Here is a 21379-nt window from a genome sequence, read left to right on the forward strand (position 1 = left end):
CGGCGGAGTACGGGTGTTTCATGGAACGACGGCGGGGCAGCCGCGCAGCAGGAAGTGGTCCAGTGGCTTCCGGTTCGGCGACTGAGAGGCAACGCGGTGGCGTTCGAAGTGACCGACGGCGAGCACGGTGAGTGGGCGGTGCTGCATGTGTCGGGAGAGATGGATCTGGTCACGTCACCGGTGCTCCGTCAACGGGTGCACGAAGCGGTGGCCGAGGGGCGGCGGAGTCTCGTCCTCGACCTCTCCGGGGTCGTCTTCTGCGACTCCAGCGGGGTCGGCGTCCTCATCGCCACCCGTCGGCTCATGCGGTCCTGCCGGGGCCGGCTGCGCCTGATCCTCCCGGCCGACGGCCACGCCGGCGGCGGCCCTGCCGAAGGCGCGCACGTGAACCGCGTCCTCGCCGCGCTGGGCGTACGCCGCCTCTTCGACGTCCACCCGGACGTGCCGTCGGCGATCGCACCGGAGCCCGGGGAGGCCGACCCGTTGTCGGCCTGATCCCGGGAGCCTTACCGCGCAGGCACGTGGCCACACTGTTGTCCCAGAATTCCGGCAGTCTTGGTACAAGCGCCGCTTTCCCGCACCGTCCCGGCCGCCGACGTCGTACGCTCCCCTCCGAGAAGCACCCCACTTGACGTAAGGCGGGCCCGAGAAGACATGGTCAGCAGCGAGTACGAGCGCAGGATCGCCGCCCGGTTCGCCACCTTCGACCAGGACGGCAACGGCTGGATCGACCGCGAGGACTTCAGCGCGGCGACCAAGGCGGTTCTCGACGAGTTCGACACCACCGCCCGGTCGGACAAGGGCCAGGCCCTGTACGGCGGCGCCGAGGCGTTCTGGCAGGGCATGGCCGGGATCGCGGACCGGGACGGCGACCAGCGCATCACCAGGGACGAGTTCGTGAACGGCGCGGTCAAACGGCTGCGCGACAACCCCGACCGTTTCGCCGAGATCGCCCGCCCCTTCCTGCACGCGGCCCTCGCCGTCGCGGACGCCGACGGGGACGGCGCGGCCACGGTCGAGGAGACCGCCCGCGTCCTCAAGGCCCTCGGCGTCCCCGAGGCCGTCGCCACCGCGACCGCCGCCGCCCTTGACACCGACACCGACGGCAAGGTCGACGAGGCGGAGATCGTGACGGCGTTCGCGCGCTACTTCACCGTGCCGGAATAAGCCCGGAACGCTCGGGAACGCTCCGGAACGCGTCATGAATAGCGCTCCCTGAGTTTGTACTTGAGCACCTTCCGCAAGGTCTCGTTGCGCGGAAGGGCGTCCACCACCTCCAACTGCTCCGGCAGCTTGTGGACCGACAGCCCTTCCGCGCGCAAATAGGCGGTCACCGCCGACAACGTCAATTCCCCGACCCCCGGCGGCTGTTCCGTCACAGGTTCCACCACCGCGCACACCCGCTCCCCGCGCACGGCGTCCGGCAGCCCTATCACCGCCACGTCCCCCACGGCGGGATGCCGGTGCAACAGGTCCTCGATCTCCTTCGCGGAGATGTTCTCGCCCTTGCGGATGATGACGTCCTTGAGCCGACCGGTCAGGACCAGGTGGCCGTCCTCCGTGAGATGCCCGAGGTCACCCGTGACGAAGAACCCGTCCGCGTCGAACGCCGCCGCCGACTGCGCCGGATCCAGATACCCCTGACAGACGGCTTCCCCCTTCAGCCGCACCTCCCCGTCCACGATCCGTATCTCCATCCCTTCGGGCGGCCGCCCCTCCGTGGTCGCCAGGTTCTCCGCCGAGTCGTCCGGCGCCCCCATCGTGATCATCGGGACCTCGGTCATGCCGTACCCGTGGGTGAGTCGCACGCCCATCTCGCGTACGACGGAGTGGTACAGCTCGGGCGGCTTCGGCGCCCCGCCGCCCGCGAGCAGCCGTAGCGTCGGGACGACCGGGGAGCCGGGCTGCTTGCGCTGCTCGGCGAGGAACATCGAGTAGAACGCCGTCGAACCGCCCGCCACCGTCACCCCGTGCCTGCGGTAGCCCTCCAGCGCGGCCGGCAGCGCGAAGTGCTCGAACATCAGGGCCGGGAAGCCGTACAGCAGGAGCATCACCAGGTAGTCGGGGCCGCCGATGTGCGCGTACGGGAAGGCGATCGAGCCGACGTCGTCCTGGGTGAGGCGCAGCGCGTGGGCGAGGCAGGAGCCGCCCGCGATGAGCGAACGGTCCGTGTGGAGGACGCCCTTGGGGTCGGAGGTGGTGCCGGAGGTCCAGTAGATCCAGCGGACGGAGGTGCCGTCGGCGGGTGGTGCGGGCAGGACGGCCGGGTCGCCGTCCGGCAGTTCGGCACCGTCGTACGCCTCGAAGATCCCGCTGGCCTCCAGCCGCCGTGCCATCGCCGTGTGGTCGAAGCCCCGCCACTCGCCGGGTACGGCGAAGAACTCGGCCTTGGACTCCCGCAGTGCGAAGCCGACCTCGCGGTCGCGGTAGAAGGGGATGACCGGCGACTGTACGGCGCCGAGGCGGGCCAGGGCCAAGGAGAGCAGGACCGTCTCGATACGGGTCGGCAGCTGCCAGGCGACGACCGTGCCAGGGCGTACGCCCCTGTCGTACAGCCCGGCCGCCACCCGCTCCGCCCGGGCGCGCAGCTCGCCGAAGCTGAGGGAGCGGTCGTCCTGGAGGAGGACGGGACGGTCGGGGGTGAGGTCGGCGCGACGGGCGACCAGCTCCCAGAGGGTGCGGCAGGAGCTCAGGGCGTGTGCGGTGTCGTTCACTTCGAACCCCCCGGATAGCTGACGGACTGTCAGATCGTGGGCAGAGCGTAGGGCCGGGCGCCTTGTCGGTCCAGGGGTGCGCCACTAGCCTGCTTGAGAAGGCGTATCTGACGACCCATCAGATAATTGGTCGGACAGCGGACAACCGAGTGGGGGGACCCATGACCGAACTGCCCCGCATCATCAGCGTCGACGACCATGTGATCGAACCCGCACACCTCTTCGACACCTGGCTGCCGCGGAAGTACCGGGACCGCGGGCCCAAGCCCCTCACCGCCGGCATCGGCGAGCTCGCGTACGTCGCCGGGAAGTACCAGATCACCATGGACCCGGAGGGTCAGCAGACCGACTGGTGGATCTACGAGGACCTCAAGTTCCCGTACAAGCGCAACATCGCGGCCGTGGGCTTCGACCGGGACGAGATGACGCTGGAGGGAATCACCAGGGAGCAGATGCGGCGCGGCTGCTGGGACCCGGCCGAGCGGCTGAAGGACATGGACCTCAACCATGTCGAGGCCTCGCTCTGCTTCCCGACCTTCCCGCGCTTCTGCGGGCAGACCTTCGCCGAGGCGCACGACAAGGAGGTCGCCCTGGCGTGCGTGCGCGCGTACAACGACTGGATGGTCGAGGAGTGGTGCGGCGACAGCGGCGGCCGGCTGATCCCGCTGTGCCTGATTCCGCTGTGGGACGTCGACCTGGCCGTCGAGGAGATCAAGCGGAACGCCGCGCGGGGCGTCCGGGCCGTCACCTTCTCCGAGATCCCCACCTATCTCGGTCTGCCGTCCATCCACTCCGGCTACTGGGACCCGTTCTTCGCGGTCTGCCAGGAGACCGGCACAGTCATCAACATGCACATCGGGTCCAGCTCCCAGATGCCGGCCGCCTCCCCGGACGCCCCGCCCGCCGTCCAGGCCTCGCTCTCCTTCAACAACGCGATGGCCTCGATGATGGACTTCCTCTTCAGCGGGGTCCTCGTGAAGTTCCCGCTACTCAAACTTGCCTACTCCGAAGGGCAGATGGGCTGGATTCCGTATGCCCTGGAGCGGGCGGACGACGTGTGGGAGGAGCATCGCGCCTGGGGTGGCGTACGGGATCTGATCCCCGAGCCGCCGTCGACGTACTACTACCGCCAGATGTTCTGCTGCTTCTTCCGCGACATGCACGGCGTCGCCTCCCTGGACGTGGTCGGGCGCGACAACGCGACCTTCGAGACCGACTACCCGCACGTCGACTCGACCTTCCCGCACACCAAGGAGGTCGCCCTCGACCATGTGAAGGGCCTCGACGACGAGACGGTCTACAAGCTGATGCGGGGGAACGCGATCCGCATGCTCGACCTGGACTTCGACAAGTAGTCCGGGGCGAGTGGGCTGTCATGGACCTCTCGTACACGCCCGAGGAAGAGGAGTTCCGGGCGCGGCTGAGGGAGTGGCTGGCGAAGGTGCTCCCGTCGCTGCCGCCGAAGCCGTCGCCCGACGACTGGCCGGGGCGCAGGGCCTACGACCTCGGATGGCAGCGAATGCTGTACGACGCGGGGTACGCCGATGTCCATTGGGATGCCTCTCCCACCGTACGACTGATCTTCCTGGAGGAGACGGAGAAGGCCGGGGCGCCCTATGTGGGCGCCAACTTCGTGGGGTTGCTGCACGCCGGGCCGACGATCGCGGCCGAGGGGACCGCCGAGCAGCGGGCGCGGTGGCTGCCGCCGGTGCTGCGGGGCGAGGAGGTGTGGTGCCAGGGGTTCAGCGAGCCGGAGGCGGGGTCCGATCTGGCGGCGCTGCGCACGCGCGCGTACCGGGACGGTGACGAGTACGTGGTGACCGGGTCCAAGATCTGGACCTCCCATGCCGAAGTCGCCGACTGGTGTGAGCTGTTGGTGCGGACGGACCCTTCCGCGCCCAAGCATCGCGGGATCTCCTGGCTGGCGATGCGGATGGACGCGCCCGGTGTCACCGTGCGGCCGCTGCGGACCCTCGCGGGGTCCACCGAGTTCGCCGAGGTGTTCCTCGACGAGGTGCGGGTTCCCGTCGCCCATCGGGTGGGGGAGGAGAACGACGGCTGGCGCGTGACCATGGTGACCCTGTCGTTCGAGCGCGGGACCGCCTTCGTGGGTGAAGTGGTCGCCTGTCGACGGGTGTTGGGAGAGATCGCGCGTGAGGCCCGGGCGTGTGGGCGCTGGGACGATCCCGTCGTCCGGCGGCGGTTGGGGCGGTTGAACGCCGAGTTCCGGGCGCTCTGGCGGCTTACGCAGTGGAACGTGAGCGAGGCGGAGTCCTCCGGAGGGGTGCCGGGGGTCGGGGGTTCGGTTTTCAAACTGAGGTACTCGCGCGCGCGGCAGGAACTTTATGAGGCGGCCGCGGAGGTGTGGGGGGTGGGGGCGTTGGATCTCGACCAGGGGTGGGTGACCGACCGGTTGTCGTCGTTGGCGTACACGATCGCGGCCGGGACGTCGGAGATTCAGCGGAACATCGTGGCTGAGCGGATTCTGGGATTGCCGAAAGGCTGACGGGCTGACGGGCTGACGGGCTGACGGGCTGAGGGGTGGCTCTCGATCATGCGGTTTCAACTCACCGAGGATCAGCGGGCGTTGCGGGACGGCGTACGAGGACTGCTGGCGCGCCGCTTTGGGGCGGAGGCGCTGCGGGCCGCTGTCGAACGGCCTGGGCTGGATCGGGAGTTGTGGCGGGCGTTGGGGGCGGCCGGGTTCTTTTCGCTGCGGTTGGCGGAGGCTGAGGGCGGGGTTGGGCTCGGGCTGCCGGAAGCCGTGTTGATGTTTGAGGAAGCGGGGCGGGCTCTGTTGCCCGGGCCGTTGGCTGCCACGCATCTGGCGGCGGGGGTGGTGCCGGGGGCGGCTGACGGGGAGGCCGTGGTGACCGCTGTGGGGGGTGGCGGGCTCGTGGAGTGGTTGGACGCGGCGGACGTTGTGCAGGGGGATGTGACGGGGGCCGTGCCGATGCGGTCGGTGGATCCGCTGACTCCCTTGTGGCGGGTGCCCGTCCCGGACTCGGCGGTGGAGCCGGATCCGCTCTTTCTGCTGCTCACCGCCGCCGAGCAGCTCGGTACGGCCGTGCGGATGTGTGAGACGGCGGTGCAACATGCGCGGACTCGTGAGCAGTTCGGGCGGCCCATCGGGGCGTTTCAGGCGGTCAAGCACCTGTGTGCGGAGCTGTTGGTGCGGGTGGAGGTGGCGCGGGCGGCGGTGTACGCGGCGGCCGTGACCGCCGACCCTGTGGACGTCGCGGCGGCGCGGCTGCTGGCCGACGAGGCGGCCGTACGAGGTGCGCGTGACTGCCTTCAGGTGTTCGGCGGTATGGGGTTCACCTGGGAGGCCGACGTACATCTTGGTTTGAAACGGGCATGGATACGGGCAGAACGTGGCGGATCGAATACGGAGAGTGAGGATTTGTTGGCGGGTGAACTGTTGATCGAGGTCGGCTGACCGGCACTGACCTGGGCGGGCGCGGAAGTTGTGGCAGGGGCGCGGTTGAATGTCGCGGAACGTGGCATACCGGAATTACCGAGCGTTGATACCGGGTTGTGTCCTAGGTGTGACTTGTCACGGCCTGGAGTCGGAGGTCTGCTCCGGTACCTTCTGGGGGATGCGCGTGGTTCCGAGGCTGAGCCAACCCGGTGTTGCCCCTGTGGCGGCCCCGGATCCGGTGATGCGCGCCGCGCGTGAAATGGGCCGGAGCCGTCTCGCTCAGGTCTGTTCGACTCCCCGCGAAGAGCGTCGCACAGTATGCCGCATGCGTACTCCTTCGCGCTGGAATATGCCCGAAGCGCTTGTTGGGGTGACTGTACGTCAACCATGCTGTCTTGTAAGGGGATCACGTTCCGTGATCCCCGTGCCGATGGCGTCGACGGCGGTGGCGTCGGCCGGGCAGAAGATGACCACGATCGTGGCCCCGCCGGGGTGCGAGGCGATGTGTCCGCCGATTCGGATGGTGTGAGCGGTGCAGGTGCTTCAAGTGCAGCTGGAGATCCGGCCCGACCCCGCAGAGGTGGGTCGCGCCCGGAGATGGGCCCGTTCACGGCTCGCCGGGTCCGGAGTAGGGGCGGATGAGCCGCTGGCCGAGACGCTGATTCTGCTCGTCTCCGAGCTGGCCACCAATGCGGTGGTCCACACCGGGCGGCCCGCGATGCTGCGGTTGCTGATGTCCGGGCTGCGGGACGGGTCCATCCGGACGGTTCGGCTGGAGGTCATCGACACGAGTGCGTGTCCGCCGACGCCGCGGTGTGCGGAGGGGGACGAGACGGGCGGGCGTGGGCTCGCCCTTGTCGAAGGGCTCGCCGATCGGTGGGGCTGGAGTCCCGAGGGCGTCGGCAAGCGGATCTGGTGTGAGCTGGATCGGGTTGCGGTGACGGGCGTGGCGGCGGTGGCGCGCGGCGGGTTGGCGTACGGGGCGGTCTAGGGCGTGTTGCGAAAGTCCCGGCGTCCGCCCGGAGGGCGGCAGGCGGGACTTTCGCAACACGCCTTAGGGGCGGGCCCCGTAAGGGGCGCGGGACTGTCTCGATATGCGGCTCCGCCGCGTGGGTGCGATCAGCCGCGATTCGCCTGCAGTCGCCGAACTGCGCGCGCCCCGTGCTACTAGGCGCTCGGCGGCGGGGGCGGCCGGGGGTCGGTTCCGCCGCTCGGCGGTTACGAGGTGCCGGCACGACTGCCCGCAGCTGTGCGGGCGCGTTGGGGCATGGGCTGGGCGTTGCGAAGGGGGCGGTGCTGACGTGCGCCGGGACGTGCTTCCGTACGCGGCGTCGTAACGCCGGACCCGAGGGGCCAACCCCCGAACGGGTGTTGACGCGGACTGTCCGTTTGATCACGCTTGTGTTCATCGATTCGCCGTGAGGGGACGACGAGGGATTCGGTGACGGAAACCCTCGACGAGTGTGGGTCGTGTTTCGGCGTCGGCTCTCCACTGGGCCCGGGGAGCAGGGCGGGTACGCCGAAGCCGGATGGCGGCGCGCGGTGCCGTGCTCGGGGCGGGCAGTGGCGCGCCGCCAGCCGACCCAGGAGGGCGGCCGGCTCGGAGAGGTTCAGAGAATGGCCACCGGGGCCACCGGGGTGCCCGTGCCGCCGACGAACGGTTCGGGCATCGCCGACAGCAGGAACGCGTAGCATCCGGTTTGTCCACAGGCTGTGGACAACTCCTCCAGGTTCCAGTTCTGGCCCTGTGGCATGCCCATCTCGACCAGGTCGAGCGCGTGCACCGGCAGCCACAGGTCCTCGATCTCCGGCGGGAAGATCTCGAAGGTCAGGGTGTCATTGGCGACGGCGGCGACATCGCGCGCGTGGAACCACTCCGGGGTGCGCAGGGAGAGTCCGGGCGAGGGGAAGGCGTACGCGTGTCTGTCGCCGGCGAGGCAGAGCTGGATCTGGCCCGTGCGGACGAGGACGATGTCACCGGCCCGGACCCGGATGCCCGCCAACTCCTCGGCCGCCTCCAGGTCTTCGGGGGTGACCGCGTGGTCGCCGGGCAGGCGCTCGTCGGTGCCTCGGCCGCCCAAGGCGCGCGGGATGTCCAGCAGTACGCCGCGCGAGACGATGTGCCGGGCCTTGTCGATGCCGGCGAAGGTGGCGCCGGCGTGTGGGGTGATGGTGTTCGCCGGGCGGCCGTTGTAGACGCGGCCCGAGTGGGAGACGTGGGTGAGGGCGTCCCAGTGGGTGGCCGCCTGGAGCCCCATGGTCACGACGTCGTCGCTGCACGCGACCGTTCCCGGGCCGAAGATCTCCTGGTTGACCTGCACCATGGCGTGCAGGGGGTTCACACGGCCCGGGATCATCCCCGTCTGTACGCCGTCCTGTTGGAGGGGGAGGGCGAGCGGTATCCGGCGGCCGGAGCGGACGTGGGACGCCGCCTCGCGTACGACCTCGTCGGTGATCAGGTTGAGGGTGCCGATCTCGTCGTCCGGACCCCAACGGCCCCAGTTGTTCACGCGCTTGGCGATGTCGGTGAACGCGGTGAAGTCGGTGGGTGGCGGTGACATCGGTCCTCCCCGGGGGCTTGTGTGGGTGTATCTGACGGGTCGTAGAATCGCGATGCGAGCAAATCTAACGGTCCGTCAGAAACCGCGATGAGGGGAAGGGGCCGGGGTGGGAAACTTCTTGGCAGGCAAGGTCGTCGCCGTCACGGGCGCGGGGCGGGGGATCGGCCGCGCGGTCGCCCTCGGCGCGGCGGCCGAAGGGGCGCGGGTCGTCGTCAACGACTACGGGGTCTCCGTCGACGGCTCCGAGCCGACCAGTTCCGTCGCCGAGGCGGTGGTGAAGGAGATCGAGGCCGCCGGGGGTGAGGCGGTCGCCGTCGCCGACGACATCTCCACGATGGCGGGTGGGCAGCGGGTCGTGGACGCGGCGCTCGCGTCGTACGGGCGGATCGACGGGGTGGTGTGTGTCGCCGGGATCCTGCGGGAGCGGATGCTGTTCAACATGTCCGAGGAGGAATGGGATCCGGTCGTCGCCACCCATCTGAAGGGGACGTTCACCGTGTTCCGGGCCGCTTCGGCCGTGATGCGGAAGCAGCGGGCCGGGACCTTGATCGGGTTCACCAGCGGCAACCATCAGGGGTCCGTGTCGCAGGCCAACTACAGCGCGGCGAAGGGTGGCGTCATCTCGCTGGTGCGGAGCGCCGCGCTCGGTCTGCACCGGTACGGGGTGACCGCGAATGCCGTCGCGCCGGTGGCCCGTACGCGGATGTCCGCGGGGGTGCCGGTCGAGTTGACGGAGATCGGTGAGCCGGAGGATGTGGCCGCGCTCGTGGTGTACCTGCTGTCGGATCGGGCTCGGGAGGAGCGGATCACCGGGCAGGTGTACACGGTGGCCGGGCCGAAGATCGCGGTGTGGGCTCAGCCGCGGGAGCTGCGCTCGGCTTTTGCCGATGGGGGGTGGACCCCGGAGAGGATCGCTGAGGTTCTGCCGGGGGCGGTGGGGGTGGATCCCATGCCGATGTTGGAGCGGGTGGAGGCGATGGCTCGCGCGGCGGCGTCTGGGGCGCGGCCGAACTCGGGCGCCTAATAGCTCGGGGGTGCGTGCGGTTGGGCGGCTGCGGGTTGTTCGTGGTTGTTCGCTCCCCCACTCTCGGCTTCTCCCCCACTCTCGGCTTCTCCCCCACTCTCGGCTTCTCCCCCACTCTCGGCTTCTCCCCCACTCTCGACTTCGCTCGAGCGGGGGGACCCCCATGAGCGGGGGGACCCCCATGAGCGGGGGACCCTCATCGCGGCGGAGCCGCATATCGATACAGCCCCGCGCCCCTAGTGGTGTGCCCGGCGGTTTCACAAGTGTTCGTTGGCCAATCCGAGGCGGCAATCGTGGAGTTCGGGTTCAGTGAAGAGGACGAGGTCTTCCGGGCCGAGGCCAGGGCATGGCTTGCGGCGCACGCGGGTGGTGAAGCGAGGGACCGGCGAGGCTGGGAGCGGGTCCTCGGAGCCGATGGATGGATTGGCCTCGGGTGGGCTGAAGGCGGTTACGGCAATCGCACGGCCACTCTCGTTCAGCAGGTCGTGTGGGCCGAGGAGTACGCGCGGGCCGACGTGCCATCGCGGTCGGGGCACATCGGGGAGAAGCTGCTGGCGCCTACGTTGATCGCGTTCGGGACGGAGGGGCAGAAGGGGCGGTTTCTGCCGGCGGTCGCGCGGGGGGAGGAGCTGTGGTGTCAGGGGTACAGCGAACCGGGGGCCGGATCGGATCTGGCGGGGGTGCGGACCAAGGCCGAGCGCTCGGGGGACGGGACGTACCGCGTCACCGGGCAGAAGATCTGGACCTCGCTCGCCCATGAGGCCGACTGGTGTTTCGTACTGGCCCGTACCGAGGAGGGGTCGACGCGGCATCACGGGCTGTCGTTCCTGCTCGTGCCCATTGACCAGCCGGGGCGGATCGAGGTGCGGCCGATCCGGCAGATGACCGGGACGAGCGAGTTCAACGAGGTGTTCTTCGACGGGGCGCACGCGCGTGTGGAGCACCTGGTGGGCGGCGAGGGGAACGGCTGGCGGGTGGCCATGGGGCTGCTCGGGTTCGAGCGCGGGGTGTCGACCCTCGCCCAGCAGATCGGCTTCGCGGAGGAGTTGCGGGCGGTCGTACGACAGGCCGTGGAGAGCGGGGCTGCCGACGATCCCGTCGTACGCGATCGGCTCGTACGGTCATGGGCGGAGCTGCGGGTGATGCGGTGGAACGCCCTGCGGACGCTGGGCGGTTCGGAGGCGCCCGGCGCGCCGAGCGTGGCCAAGTCGCTGTGGGGGCGGTGGCATCGGCGGCTCGGAGAGCTGGCGATGGAGGTGCGGGGCGCGCGGGCGGCGGTCGGGCCGCGGGAGTGGTCGGCGCGGGCGCCGTACGAACTCGATCCGTTCCAGCATCTGTTCCTGTTCAGCCGGGCCGACACCATCTACGGCGGCTCGGACGAGGTGCAGCGCACGATCATCGCCGAGCGGGTGCTCGGTCTGCCCAAGGAACCGAGGGGTTGAGGGGGTAGCAGCCATGCGCGGAGTGGTGTTCGACGGGAAGCGGGCCGAGGTCGTCGATGATCTCGTCGTACGGGAGCCGGGGCCCGGCGAGGTGCGGGTGGCCGTGTCGGCGGCCGGGCTCTGTCACAGCGATCTTTCGGTGGTGGACGGGACGATTCCGTTCCCGGCGCCGGTGGTGCTGGGGCATGAGGGTGCGGGGATCGTGGAGGCGGTGGGGGCGGGGGTCGGCCATGTCCGGGTCGGTGACCATGTGGCGTTGTCCACCCTCGCGAACTGCGGTACCTGCGCCGACTGTGACCGGGGGCGGCCGACCATGTGCCGGCGGGCGATCGGGCGGCCGGGGCGGCCGTTCGCGCGGGGTGGTGAGGCGGTGTTCCAGTTCGCCGCCAACTCGGCGTTCGCGGAGATGACGGTGGTCAAGGCGGTGCAGGCGGTTCGGATACCGGCCGACATTCCGCTGTCGTCCGCCGCGTTGATCGGGTGTGGGGTGCTGACGGGGGTGGGGGCCGTCCTGAACCGGGCGCGGGTGGACCGGGGGGAGAGCGTGCTGGTGATCGGGGCGGGGGGTATCGGGCTCAATGTCATTCAGGGGGCGCGGATCGCGGGGGCCGTGCGGATCGTGGCCGTCGATGCCAATCCGGAGAAGGAGGCGGTGGCGCGGCGGTTCGGGGCCACGGACTTCCTGACGTCGGTGGAGGGGGTGCGGGATGTCGTACCGACGGGGGTCGACCATTCCTTCGAGTGCGTCGGCCGGGTCGAACTCATCCGGCAGGCCATCGATCTGCTCGACCGGCGGGGGCAGGCCGTGCTGCTGGGGGTGCCGGCGGCGACGGCCGAGGCGTCCTTCCTCGTCTCCTCGCTGTACTTGGACAAGTCCATCCTCGGGTGCCGGTACGGGTCCTCCCGCCCGCAGCGGGACATCGCGCTGTACGCCGACCTGTACCGCGAGGGGCGGCTCCTGCTGGACGAGCTGGTGACCGCCACGTATCCGGTGGAGGACTTCGCGAAGGCCCGGGCGGACGCGGAGGCGGGGCGGGTGGCACGGGCGGTGCTCATGTTCTGACTGCCGGGTACGTTCGACTGCCCGCAGTCATGTCTATGTGGCGCCGCCGGACCTGAACGTCCGTCTGTACGCCGTCGGTGTCACCCCCAGCGCCCCCTGCAAGTGCTGGCGCATTGACTGGGCCGTGCCGAAGCCCGCGTCGTGGGCGATCTGGTCCATGGAGAGGTCGGAGGATTCGAGGAGGTGACGGGCTCGTTCGACGCGTTGCCGGGTGAGCCCTTGACCGGGGCTGATGCCGACCTCTTCGCGGAAGCGGCGGGTGAAGGTGCGGACGGACCTGGACTCCTGTGCGGCCATGTCGCGGAGCTGGATCGGTTCGTGGAGGCGGCCCAGCGCCCAGGCGCGGGCGGCGGTCGTCGTCGCCGTCTGCGGCTCGGGCAGCGGCCGTTGGATGTACTGGGCCTGCCCGCCGTCCCGGTGCGGCGGCACCACCGTACGGCGGGCCACGTCGTTGGCGACCGCCGTCCCGTGGTCGCGTCGCAGGAGATGCAGGCATAGGTCGCTTCCGGGGACGACGGCCGGGGTCCAGTGCGTCAGCGACGACAAGGGGGCGCGGGACGGGCACGACCCCAGGACCGGCGGCCCGCTCGTTCTGGAGCAGACAATCAAGGCCATGAAGGCGGCCGGGTTCGAGATCGCCGCCAGAGGGCAGGGCCGTGGGCACGATGCTTGTCCGTGCCTTGGCGGCCTGACCGCGCGGCTGTGTGCCTGTCTCAGGAGATCCCGGCCTTCTGGCAGACGGAGCGAACCGTCATGGCGCTCCACTTCGCGGCTCTGCGCGGGGGAAGGCCCTCAGTGTCGAGTTGCGCCCCGATGGCCCGGTAGCTCATCCCCTCCGCCCTCAGTTCGAGTATGCGGGCCTGTGCGGCCTGCTCCGTGGGGTTGGGTGCCGCGTCGCGCTCTCGCCCCTCTCCGTCCCCGTGGAAGCCGTAGGCGTAGGCATCGAGGGCCTTCCGTCCGGATGCTGCCTTGGCCGTACGCCCGTCCCGGAGACGCTTGACGAGCCGGTCGTCAGCCGAGTCACCCCGCCGAACCGGGAACTCCCCCGGTAGTTCAGAAGGGCACGCCCGCTCGCTTGGCGAGGCGGGTCAAGCGGGGGTTGCTCCGGCGGTGCAGCGACGTGAGCACGCGCATCAGCTCCTGTGACGTGGGGTGGACGCGGGCCATTTCGGGCGCGACGCCCCACGCCTCTTCGAGCGATTCGAGGGCGGCGTCACGGTTACCCAGGGCGAGGTGCGACCGGCTGAGGTTCATGTGCAGGGGACCGATGCGGGTGGCCGGGAGGTCCGTGCCGCCCCGGATCAGGTCGTCGGCGGTGTCCAACGCGGTGCGGTGCTGGTCCATGTCGGAATACGTCGAGATGACGTGCGTCGCGGTCTGGTCGGGCCCGAAGTGAATGCCATGCTCGTCGGCGTCCTCGCCGTACTCCTCGGCCGTGCGCCACGCGGCCTCGATGTGCTGCCGGGCGGTGGCCTTGTCCTTCAGCCGACCGGCCAGCGTCAGGCCGCGAAGGTGCAGGATGCCCAGGCCGAACGCGCGGTCGCGGCCGTGCAAGGTCGTCTCGGCCTCCACAATCGCGCGGTCCACGATGGCCAGACCACCCGCGAAGTCCCCGGAGTTGAGGAAGGTTCCGGCCTCGTCCCGAGCGGCCACCGTGGCGGCAATCGGGTTCGCCCTCTCGGCGGCCAGCCGCTGTTTCATGACGGCCAGCTCGGCGAGGTGCATCCAGCGGTGTCGGGCGGCCAGCCAGTACACGACCGAGTACGTGTCGGCGACGCGCGTCCAGGCGTCGGGCGACTGGGCGGCGTGGGCGAAGTTGGTCGTCCGGGTCAACACGCCCGGGGTCTTCTGCAACACCGCCGACAGCTCGGTCCGGTAGCGGTGTTCGTTCAGCTCGGCCAGCTCGCGCGGCAGGTCCTCGGGGTGAGGCGGAGGGCCGTCGGGGATGTCGAACCGACGAATGGCGAAGTTCAACGCGGTCAGGCTGTTCTCGTCGGCACCCTCGACCGGGGCCGTACCGAGCAGCTCGTCAAGGGTCATCCGCATGGCTTGTGCGAGGGCTGCGGCGATGCCCTGCGTGAGTGCGCGGTCGCCCACCTCGATCTTGCTGAGCAGCGAGACCGACACACCCGCCCGCCGGGCAAGGGCGACCTGGCTCAGGCCACGCGCCTTACGACAGACGGCCACGTTCGCACCGGGTCCGGGAATCTTGGTCGCGCTCATACCTGTGCGTCTTCCCCGCTCGACTTCCGTTACGTCCCATCGTCCCACCGTGACCAGTCGCGCGCCCTGGTGTTGTGCAAGAGGTGTGCAAGTTCGGCTTGCCCGGCGGCAGTTCTCTTGGGTGACACACGTATGCCCAGGTGGGACGAGGGGTCATGGCACAGACAGAAAAGCCACCAACGATGCTGAGTCACGGCGACCTGCCTTACCCGGCGGGGACGCTCGTTGAAGACACGCTCTCGAAGCGCACGGGCGAGCTTCACGGCGTGATCGAGGAACGCACCAAGGAGGGCAACAAGCTCATCAGCCAGACGGCGTTCCTGCGGCCGGAGGGCGGTGGCACGGAATGGGACGTCCCTTTGAAGCACGTCCGGCCCGTCGAGAACCCTTAAGCGTTCTCACGAAGCGCGCGGCCCTCGTCACCCCGGGCGACGTGATCGGCTACGAGGGCGAGTGGCGCACCGTCAAGGAGGCGACCACCGCACGCGGTCGGATGGGCGGGTTAGCCGTCGTGGTCACCTGGGAGGAAGGCGGTTCGGCGCGCTTCCCAGCCGGGGACGAACTCCTCCTCGGAGAGCCGGATTCCGCCTGACCGGCACTTGAGCCCCACCCCAACTCAACCGGGGTGGGGCTCAGTTGTGCCCTGGCACATTGCTTATCGGTCTGCGCTACCATCGTGCGCAGAGGGCCGCCCTGCGGCCCCTCGCACCTGGGCGCTGACACTCGGTGTCGGACCAGGACGCTGCCCCGTTAGAGCTCGGGGCCCCCTTTTCAAGTCCGACAGGGGGCCTGACGCACAAGCTCGAAGACGGGGCCGCAGACAAGGAAGGTTGTTGCACGACCCGGGCTGACGAACAGCCCACCCGAGAACATTTGCGTGTTCGTGCGTCAAGCGCGGGTGTCTCGGTCCGAACCGTAGGGTTCGGATCGAGGCTGCCTGCGCGCAGACCACCGATCCGACCCATGACAGGGAAGGTTAAGGATCGGTGGACGGCACTGCCATCCTCTTCATTCTCGCCATCGCCATCGCTGGCGTGGCGGCCATCTTCCTCTTCGCCTTGAAGGGGTTGTTGGACCAACTCCCGGACGTCTTCGACTCCGCCGGACGCGCACGCGATGCGTGGGATCGGCTGACCAAGAAGAACGACCAGGCTCCCCAGCCCGACCCGACCGAGGAACAGCCGCCCCCGGCGGTCTCCCCGGCCATCAGCGAGGAGCCGCCTGCCGCCGCATAGGTCGTCCCGCCCTTCCGTAGGTGAGCGTACGAGACCCCGTCCCGGGGCACCAGGCCCGGCAGGTACACGAGAGGCCACGGGAGATACAGCCCGTGGCCTCGTGCTTCGTGACCGGATGACTCAGCCGGCCACGGCCACTCGGAACCGGATCGGAGCCAGAGCGGCACCCTCGGAAAGAGGTGCGGGGGCGCCTGGAGCGCAACCGTTTCGGCGTGGGCACACTCCCTGTAGACGGGAGGGGTGCTGGTGATGTTCATGGCAACGGCTGGGGTGGCGGGCGAGGGCGCGACCCGCAAGAGCGCCGAGCCGGCGGCGGTCTCCATGGCCGTACTGGGCGTGGAGGGCGCGCTGCTGTGCGCCGCGCTCTGCCTGGTGGCGCTGAACCTGCCCTCGGGGCCCGTCGGCGGCGAGGTCTTCTCGATCTTCGCGCTCAGCCCGCTGCTGTTCCTGCTCGTCCTGTTCGCGGCCGCCCTACTGACCACGGCGTACGTCCTCCCGGCCATGGTCCTCGCCCACTGGACCGCACGGCAGCTGACCGGCCGTGTCGCCTGGTGGTGGATCCCGCCCGCCTGCACCCTGTGGGTGCTCCCGGCCCTGGCCGTCCCGTCCTGGCAACTCGCGGCCTTCGCCGTCTACGCCGTCGCCCTGCCCCCGGCCCTCGCCGCGCACTTCACCGTCGTACGCGCCGACGCGGGCCGCCCGGTCCAGCCCTGCGCGGCGATCCTGACGTGGGGGGCGGTGGCCGTGGTGGGTGTGCTGGTGGTGGGTGTGCTGGTGGGGGGTGTGAACAGATGGTGATTGACGGTAGTTGAGTGTGTTCTGGGGCGAATGAGTGAGTCTCCGGGCGTGGCAGGCGCACATCCCCCCCGGGTGGGGAACGGGAGTTCTTGCATCGAATGTGTGACCTTTGCCGGTGGTGGTCGTTGGGTGTGGTGACGGATTTCTGCCAAAAGCCGATACAGCGGACTCACCCACTACCAGATCCTCGACACCATCCAGGACCTGCTGAACTGCTGGACCGGCACCTGCGCCACCTGCCACCGCCCCCTGCCCAGAACATCCACCACCAGCCAGAACCCAAGAGCACTAGGGCGTGTTTCAAAAGTGCTGGTCACAGCCACTCGTTGATGGCTGCGACCAGCACGGTCGCCTCGTAGCGGACGGCGAGTTTGTCGTACCGCGTCGCCACCGCGCGGTGGCGCTTGAGGCGGTTGATTCCGCACTCCACCGCGTGGCGCTCGTTGTAATCGGCCGCGTCGAACTTCACCGGCCGGCCACCGCAGGAACCGCGCTTCTTGCGGTTGGCGATCTGGTCGCGTTTCTCCGGGATCGTGCAGCGGATACCGCGCTTGCGCAGGTAGGCGCGGTTCGCACGGGAGCCGTACGCCTTGTCGGCGCGAACCTTGTCCGGTCGGGTCCGCGGACGGCCTGGCCCGAGCCGGGGCACGCGGATACGGAGCAGCAGGGGATGGCCCGGCCGGCCGAGGTCGCCGCTGACGGCCAGGGTGAGCCAGGCTGCCCAGGCCGAGCCGAGGATGTGCCCGGCGGGGTGCAGGGTCAGCCGGGTGCCCGCGGCGATGTCGGTCGGCGTGCAGGTGGGCACAGGGTCGAGGAGCTTCAGGGTGCGGTCCACGTCCGAGTCGTCGTACAGCGGCCGGGCAGGCCGGTGTTTGGACCAGCCGTGCTCGTTGGCGTGCTGGGCCGTCTCCATCTGCAGCTTCGCGCTGTCCCGCAGCACGATCTCCATGAGCCGGGCGGTGAACTCGGTGGTCACGATCCGTCCCCTGAAGCCGTGCCGCACCAGTCGGGGCAGGTATCCGCAGTGGTCCAGGTGAGCGTGGGTGACCACCACCGCCTCGATGTCCGCGGCGTCGCAGGGCAGGCCGCGCCAGTTGCGCCTGCGCAGATCGGCAAGGCCCTGGAAGAGCCCGCAGTCGATCAGAACGCGTGCGTATTCGCTCTCCACGAGGAACTTGCTGCCGGTGACCGTCCCGACACCGCCCACGGACGTCAGCAGCGCGGGCCGGGAAGGCGAGGGATGCAGTGCCTCAGTGGTCATGGCGCGGGTCTCCTCCGGGATGCGGCCGATCGGCCCTGGCGGCTTCGTGGCAGAAGCGGTGGGAAAGACTCGGGACGGACGCGGCAAGGCCGTTCTGGGCCGCGCACCGCGCAATCGAGATCCGCGAGAAGCGGGTGGCCTTCCGCCCTGTCATGCTGTCGCCTTGTCGATCACGTCGTACGCCGCTGCGCCCCCGATGCCGGACGACTCCGGCCCTCGACGAGGTCGACGAGGACGTCGGCGGCTTCCGCGACGTGTGTGGACGGCCTCGTGCCCAGCGTGGTGTCGAGGACAGGGCGGCTGGTCCCCTCAACTGTGGACTGACGTGCGTCGGTCGGTCGGCTCAGGTCGGTGCGGTGCGTAGGTCGACGGCGGCCTGTGCGCACGACGGCGCAGCAGGCGGACGGCGAGCGCATCAAAGCTCGCCGTGAGAACCATCGTCACGGCTGTCGCCGCGACCAGCAGAACCGCAAACCGCTCCCAGAACTCCGGCGTGAGACTCGTACCCACTGCCCTCACTCCCCCTTCGTGTCGGCGTCCTTCTCCTTACTTCCAGCCAACTCCCGTACAGGTGACGGCACATGAGCCGTCCGGTCCGAAACAGAGGCCTGGAACGGCCCTTGCGCGGGCCGGCACGGCCTGGTCCGACCTGCCCACGGTGTGGAGGAACGGCGCAGGGCTACTTTCCCTCCCTCCCCTGGTCGTGCCTCCAGCCTGCGGGGACACGGCAGCCAGCCATGCCATGGGTCAAAAGGCCCCGCTACGGGTCCGCGCGGTCTTGGCTGCGGGGGCGCTCGGCCCGTGTGGCAAGGACCTGGAGGACCTGTCACCGCCCTGCGCCGGCGCGCAGTCTGGGCATGCAAAGGGAGCATCGGGGAGGGGAGAGATCATGGCGACCGTCATTTTCGACAAGGCCACACGGAGATTCCCGGGGATGGACCACCCAGCCGTCGACGCGTTCGATCTGGAGATCGCCGACGGCGAGTTCATGGTGCTGGTGGGACCCTCCGGCTGCGGGAAGTCCACGGCGTTGCGCATGCTCGCCGGGCTGGAGGACGTCGACTCCGGTGCCATCCGCATCGGCGACCGGGACGTGACCCACCTGCCGCCCAAGGACCGCGACATCGCGATGGTGTTCCAGAACTACGCTCTCTACCCGCACATGACGACGGCGGACAACATGGGCTTCGCCCTGAAGATCGCCAAGAAGCACAAGGACGACATCCATCGCCGTGTCACGGAGGCTGCCGGCGTCCTCGGCCTCGGCGACTACCTGGACCGCAAGCCCAAGTCGCTCTCCGGCGGCCAGCGCCAGAGGGTTGCGATGGGGCGGGCCATCGTCCGCGAGCCACAGGTGTTCCTCATGGACGAGCCGCTGTCCAACCTGGACGCCAAGCTGCGCGTACAGACCCGGACGCAGATCGCCTCGCTGCAACGGCGACTCGGCACGACGACGGTGTACGTCACCCACGACCAGGTGGAGGCCCTGACCATGGGCGACCGCGTGGCGGTTATGAAGGACGGCGTGCTGCAGCAGGTGGGGACGCCGAAGGAGGTCTTCCAGCGCCCCGCCAACGCCTTCGTGGGCGGTTTCATCGGCTCGCCCGCGATGAACCTCTTCCGCCTCCCCCTCACCACGGACGGTACCGAGCTGGGCGGCCTGATCGTGCCCGTGCCGCGGACCGCCCGTGAGGAGGACGCCACGGAGATCCTGCTGGGTGTACGGCCCGAGCAGTTCGAGATCCTCTCGCCCGAGGACCTGGAGACTCCGGCACTGGATCTCGTGGTCGACGCGGTCGAGGACACCGGTGCCGTCGCCTACGTCCACGCGACCGCCAAGGCCGGGCAGGAAGCCGTCCCGGTGGTAGTCCGCCTCCCCGGGCGGCCGGTTCACGGCAAGGGGGAGCAGCTGCGCGTCACCGTCCGTCCGGAGGCCGTCCACCTCTTCTCGGCCCGGACAGAGCTGCGGCTGCCGACCGACGGGAGCTGAGGCGCCCCTGCCCACCGGTGGGGCCGGACGCCCCCCTGTCAGGCCTGGGCGGCCCGTGGTGATCCCGCGCCCGCCCGGCACAGGCTGCGTTGAGAAGCCTCAGGGCCGGACCCGGAGGGGAACGAGACCGACAGGAGCATGACCGCCGTCCTCGGCAGGAACGGGGACAGTCTCGACGCCCGCCAAGGCCGGCGCGTGACACCGCAGCTCTGGTCGGCAGCCCGGCCAGTGGTGGACATGCCTGCGGGGCCACAACTCCCACTGAACTGCTCACCATTGAGTCCGATCCACCCGGCAGAGAGGCGAAGGTGCGCGGCCGGTCCTGCCTCCGGCCGCGCACCTGTGGTGCGGCTTCAGCGCGCAATGGCGCTCAGATGTGCCGCACAGGGATGGTCCTGGTGCGCGCCTTCGCCTCCTGCACCGGGACCGTCGTGATCGGGACTCCTTCCTTGTACTCCGCCGTCGCCTCGTCTCTCCCCTGGCCGACGGATACCTGAACGGCCATCGACGCAAAGCCGGCTTGCCGACCAGGCGGACCGCACCCGGTGGCCCGCCGTCACCGGCGGACGGTCAGTGGCACCGTGTCCTCGATCACCGCCCGGCCGTCCTCCGGTGACTCCCAGTACGCCGTGAGCTTGCCGGCGCCCGAGCGGGCCGCCTTGTAGGGGATCGTCACGTCGAACGTGCCGCGGGTCCCGGTACCGGAGGTGGCTGTGACGTAGACGTCGGCCGCGGTGCGCCCAGTGACGTCGGTGATCTTCAACTTGAGCGTCGCCTCGAACGTGTTGGCGCTACCCCAGACCCGGACCGGGGTGCGGATGCTGTCGCCGATCAGTGGCGACTCCACGAGGACGAGCGGTGCCAGATCCTCGAAGTCGGCGCGGGTCACGGGCCCGTTGAGGACGATGCCCTCACCGCCGAAGGACGTCACCGGCTTGCCGTCCAGCTCGAACTGAACCTTGTGGATGGACGGGAAGCGGGTCGCGGTGAAGACGACCTGGGCGAGCCGGGCCTGCATCGACAGGCTTCCGCCACCGTCGTCGTACCGTCCGGACAGATCGATTGTCGCCACGTGGTGGCGGACCACGACCGAGCGGAGCGTCGTTCCCGAGGGAATGGCCGTGGTACGGCCGTGGCGGCGTTCGTACCGGTTGGGCCCCGCCAGCAGGGCGAGCAGGGCTCCGGCCGCGGTGGTGGGCGCGGTCACGGTGCGCGGGGTGGGCGAGACCTTCTCCCCGTGCAGGAAGTACACCGACGTACGCACCTTGGATGCGCCGCCGGACGTCACCGGCGGCGCCGGTGTGCCGGGCTTGGTCGGCCTACCGGAGGTGGTGGGCGTGGTGGACGCGCCCTGACCGGGGGTGGCGCTCTCGTTCCCGGTCGTCCCTCCGGTGGTGCCCCCGGCGCTCGGTGTGCTCAGCCGGTCGCCTCCGGCGGACGTGCCCGGGGAGCCGGTGTCGCTGCCGCATGCCGTCGCCACGGACGAGACCAGTACGACAGCCGTGGCCAGCACCATCGGCCGACTCAGCCGGTGGTGCGTGCACCTGGTGGGAATCTCGGTGTTCATGGCAGCCTCCTCCACACCTTCCAGCCAACGCCTCCGGCGGAGCCGCCCCAAGTGCCGTACGGGCCCACGTAGGTGGGCCT

At 69.8% G+C, this 21379-nt stretch carries 19 protein-coding genes and 4 pseudogenes; 14 read left to right on the forward strand and 9 right to left on the reverse strand.

Features of this window, described 5'->3' with window-relative positions; translation table 11 throughout:
- The first annotated feature begins 96 nt into the window (after positions 1-96).
- On the forward strand, positions 97-495 hold the full coding sequence (locus CES90_RS18675) for an STAS domain-containing protein (protein WP_229914081.1): 399 nt from the start codon (positions 97-99) through the stop codon (positions 493-495).
- A gap of 159 nt (positions 496-654) precedes the next feature.
- A complete protein-coding gene (locus tag CES90_RS18680) occupies positions 655-1167 on the forward strand; it encodes an EF-hand domain-containing protein (protein WP_189785322.1) in 513 nt (170 codons plus the stop codon).
- 32 nt (positions 1168-1199) lie between these two features.
- On the opposite strand, the gene CES90_RS18685 is transcribed toward CES90_RS18680, so the two are convergent.
- On the reverse strand, positions 1200-2714 hold the full coding sequence (locus CES90_RS18685; RefSeq protein WP_189785323.1) for a class I adenylate-forming enzyme family protein: 1515 nt from the start codon (positions 2712-2714) through the stop codon (positions 1200-1202).
- 161 nt (positions 2715-2875) lie between these two features.
- Here CES90_RS18685 and CES90_RS18690 point away from each other — a divergent pair, with 161 nt between their 5' ends.
- The 4 genes from CES90_RS18690 (at position 2876) to CES90_RS18705 (ending at position 7126) form a co-directional block, all read left to right on the forward strand.
- Entirely contained in the window at positions 2876-4069 is a 1194-nt protein-coding gene (locus tag CES90_RS18690) for an amidohydrolase family protein (protein WP_189785324.1), read from the forward strand.
- A gap of 20 nt (positions 4070-4089) precedes the next feature.
- Positions 4090-5220, forward strand: coding sequence for an acyl-CoA dehydrogenase family protein (locus CES90_RS18695; protein WP_189785325.1), 1131 nt, complete (start codon positions 4090-4092; stop codon positions 5218-5220).
- Positions 5221-5268: 48 nt separating this feature from the next.
- Entirely contained in the window at positions 5269-6153 is an 885-nt protein-coding gene (locus CES90_RS18700) for an acyl-CoA dehydrogenase family protein (protein WP_189785326.1), read from the forward strand.
- Between the two features lie 529 nt (positions 6154-6682).
- The gene (locus CES90_RS18705) at positions 6683-7126 is read left to right on the forward strand and encodes an ATP-binding protein (RefSeq protein ID WP_189785374.1); all 444 of its coding nucleotides are present in this window, start codon (positions 6683-6685) and stop codon (positions 7124-7126) included.
- Positions 7127-7745: 619 nt separating this feature from the next.
- Here the strand turns inward: CES90_RS18705 and CES90_RS18710 are convergent.
- Complete coding sequence (locus CES90_RS18710) at positions 7746-8696, reverse strand: cyclase family protein (protein WP_189785327.1); 951 nt, start codon at positions 8694-8696, stop codon at positions 7746-7748.
- Between the two features lie 106 nt (positions 8697-8802).
- Here CES90_RS18710 and CES90_RS18715 point away from each other — a divergent pair, with 106 nt between their 5' ends.
- The 3 genes from CES90_RS18715 to CES90_RS18725 all read left to right on the forward strand — a co-directional run bounded on the left by CES90_RS18715 (position 8803) and on the right by CES90_RS18725 (position 12225).
- Positions 8803-9720 (forward strand): SDR family NAD(P)-dependent oxidoreductase, encoded by a 918-nt coding sequence (locus tag CES90_RS18715; RefSeq protein WP_189785328.1) that lies wholly within the window; start codon positions 8803-8805, stop codon positions 9718-9720.
- A 293-nt stretch (positions 9721-10013) separates the two neighbouring features.
- On the forward strand, positions 10014-11162 hold the full coding sequence (locus CES90_RS18720) for an acyl-CoA dehydrogenase family protein (RefSeq protein ID WP_189785329.1): 1149 nt from the start codon (positions 10014-10016) through the stop codon (positions 11160-11162).
- Positions 11163-11175: 13 nt separating this feature from the next.
- Positions 11176-12225 carry a Zn-dependent alcohol dehydrogenase gene (locus CES90_RS18725; RefSeq protein WP_189785330.1) on the forward strand — a complete coding sequence of 350 codons (1050 nt, stop codon included), beginning with the start codon at positions 11176-11178 and terminating at the stop codon, positions 12223-12225.
- A gap of 33 nt (positions 12226-12258) precedes the next feature.
- Here the strand turns inward: CES90_RS18725 and CES90_RS18730 are convergent.
- The 3 genes and pseudogenes from CES90_RS18730 to CES90_RS18735 form a co-directional block, all read right to left on the reverse strand.
- Positions 12259-12741: pseudogene (locus CES90_RS18730) on the reverse strand (helix-turn-helix domain-containing protein); the annotation flags it as partial.
- Between the two features lie 197 nt (positions 12742-12938).
- Positions 12939-13094: pseudogene (locus tag CES90_RS51985) on the reverse strand (recombinase family protein); the annotation flags it as partial.
- 184 nt (positions 13095-13278) lie between these two features.
- Positions 13279-14448, reverse strand: coding sequence for a helix-turn-helix domain-containing protein (locus CES90_RS18735; RefSeq protein WP_229914083.1), 1170 nt, complete (start codon positions 14446-14448; stop codon positions 13279-13281).
- Positions 14449-14603: 155 nt separating this feature from the next.
- On the opposite strand from CES90_RS18735, the gene CES90_RS18740 reads away from it, so the two are divergent.
- The 4 genes from CES90_RS18740 (at position 14604) to CES90_RS18755 (ending at position 16481) form a co-directional block, all read left to right on the forward strand.
- Positions 14604-14840 (forward strand): hypothetical protein, encoded by a 237-nt coding sequence (locus tag CES90_RS18740; protein WP_149825020.1) that lies wholly within the window; start codon positions 14604-14606, stop codon positions 14838-14840.
- Positions 14841-14881: 41 nt separating this feature from the next.
- Positions 14882-15040 (forward strand): hypothetical protein, encoded by a 159-nt coding sequence (locus tag CES90_RS49690; RefSeq protein WP_229914084.1) that lies wholly within the window; start codon positions 14882-14884, stop codon positions 15038-15040.
- A gap of 394 nt (positions 15041-15434) precedes the next feature.
- Complete coding sequence (locus CES90_RS18750; protein WP_189785332.1) at positions 15435-15683, forward strand: hypothetical protein; 249 nt, start codon at positions 15435-15437, stop codon at positions 15681-15683.
- Positions 15684-15938: 255 nt separating this feature from the next.
- On the forward strand, positions 15939-16481 hold the full coding sequence (locus CES90_RS18755; protein ID WP_189785333.1) for a hypothetical protein: 543 nt from the start codon (positions 15939-15941) through the stop codon (positions 16479-16481).
- Positions 16482-16794: 313 nt separating this feature from the next.
- On the opposite strand, the pseudogene CES90_RS18760 reads toward CES90_RS18755, so the two are convergent.
- Together CES90_RS18760 and CES90_RS49695 are read right to left on the reverse strand one after the other, a co-directional pair.
- Positions 16795-17148, reverse strand: a pseudogene (locus CES90_RS18760) (transposase); the annotation flags it as partial.
- Positions 17149-17478: 330 nt separating this feature from the next.
- Positions 17479-17742, reverse strand: a pseudogene (locus CES90_RS49695) (MBL fold metallo-hydrolase); the annotation flags it as partial.
- An 889-nt stretch (positions 17743-18631) separates the two neighbouring features.
- On the opposite strand from CES90_RS49695, the gene CES90_RS18770 reads away from it, so the two are divergent.
- Complete coding sequence (locus CES90_RS18770) at positions 18632-19732, forward strand: ABC transporter ATP-binding protein (RefSeq protein ID WP_189786068.1); 1101 nt, start codon at positions 18632-18634, stop codon at positions 19730-19732.
- 370 nt (positions 19733-20102) lie between these two features.
- On the opposite strand, the gene CES90_RS51265 is transcribed toward CES90_RS18770, so the two are convergent.
- Entirely contained in the window at positions 20103-20237 is a 135-nt protein-coding gene (locus CES90_RS51265; RefSeq protein WP_268257040.1) for a hypothetical protein, read from the reverse strand.
- Positions 20238-20288: 51 nt separating this feature from the next.
- A complete protein-coding gene (locus CES90_RS18775) occupies positions 20289-21299 on the reverse strand; it encodes a Gmad2 immunoglobulin-like domain-containing protein (protein ID WP_229914177.1) in 1011 nt (336 codons plus the stop codon).
- Positions 21300-21379 lie beyond the last annotated feature (80 nt).

This window comes from Streptomyces capitiformicae (assembly GCF_002214185.1).
In the GTDB taxonomy this organism is placed as follows: Bacteria; Actinomycetota; Actinomycetes; order Streptomycetales; family Streptomycetaceae; genus Streptomyces; species Streptomyces capitiformicae.

Bases quoted from the DNA above. Each gene is read 5' to 3' on its own strand.
- CES90_RS18680 (WP_189785322.1), top strand. From the start codon at position 655: ATGGTCAGCAGCGAGTACGAGCGCAGGATCGCCGCCCGGTTCGCCACC.
- CES90_RS18690 (WP_189785324.1), top strand. From the start codon at position 2,876: ATGACCGAACTGCCCCGCATCATCAGCGTCGACGACCATGTGATCGAA.
- CES90_RS18740 (WP_149825020.1), top strand. From the start codon at position 14,604: ATGGCACAGACAGAAAAGCCACCAACGATGCTGAGTCACGGCGACCTG.
- CES90_RS18735 (WP_229914083.1), bottom strand. From the start codon at position 14,448: ATGAGCGCGACCAAGATTCCCGGACCCGGTGCGAACGTGGCCGTCTGT.
- CES90_RS18725 (WP_189785330.1), top strand. From the start codon at position 11,176: ATGCGCGGAGTGGTGTTCGACGGGAAGCGGGCCGAGGTCGTCGATGAT.
- CES90_RS18710 (WP_189785327.1), bottom strand. From the start codon at position 8,696: ATGTCACCGCCACCCACCGACTTCACCGCGTTCACCGACATCGCCAAG.
- CES90_RS18695 (WP_189785325.1), top strand. From the start codon at position 4,090: ATGGACCTCTCGTACACGCCCGAGGAAGAGGAGTTCCGGGCGCGGCTG.
- CES90_RS18770 (WP_189786068.1), top strand. From the start codon at position 18,632: ATGGCGACCGTCATTTTCGACAAGGCCACACGGAGATTCCCGGGGATG.
- CES90_RS51265 (WP_268257040.1), bottom strand. From the start codon at position 20,237: ATGGCCGTTCAGGTATCCGTCGGCCAGGGGAGAGACGAGGCGACGGCG.
- CES90_RS18755 (WP_189785333.1), top strand. From the start codon at position 15,939: ATGGCAACGGCTGGGGTGGCGGGCGAGGGCGCGACCCGCAAGAGCGCC.
- CES90_RS18700 (WP_189785326.1), top strand. From the start codon at position 5,269: ATGCGGTTTCAACTCACCGAGGATCAGCGGGCGTTGCGGGACGGCGTA.
- CES90_RS18775 (WP_229914177.1), bottom strand. From the start codon at position 21,299: ATGAACACCGAGATTCCCACCAGGTGCACGCACCACCGGCTGAGTCGG.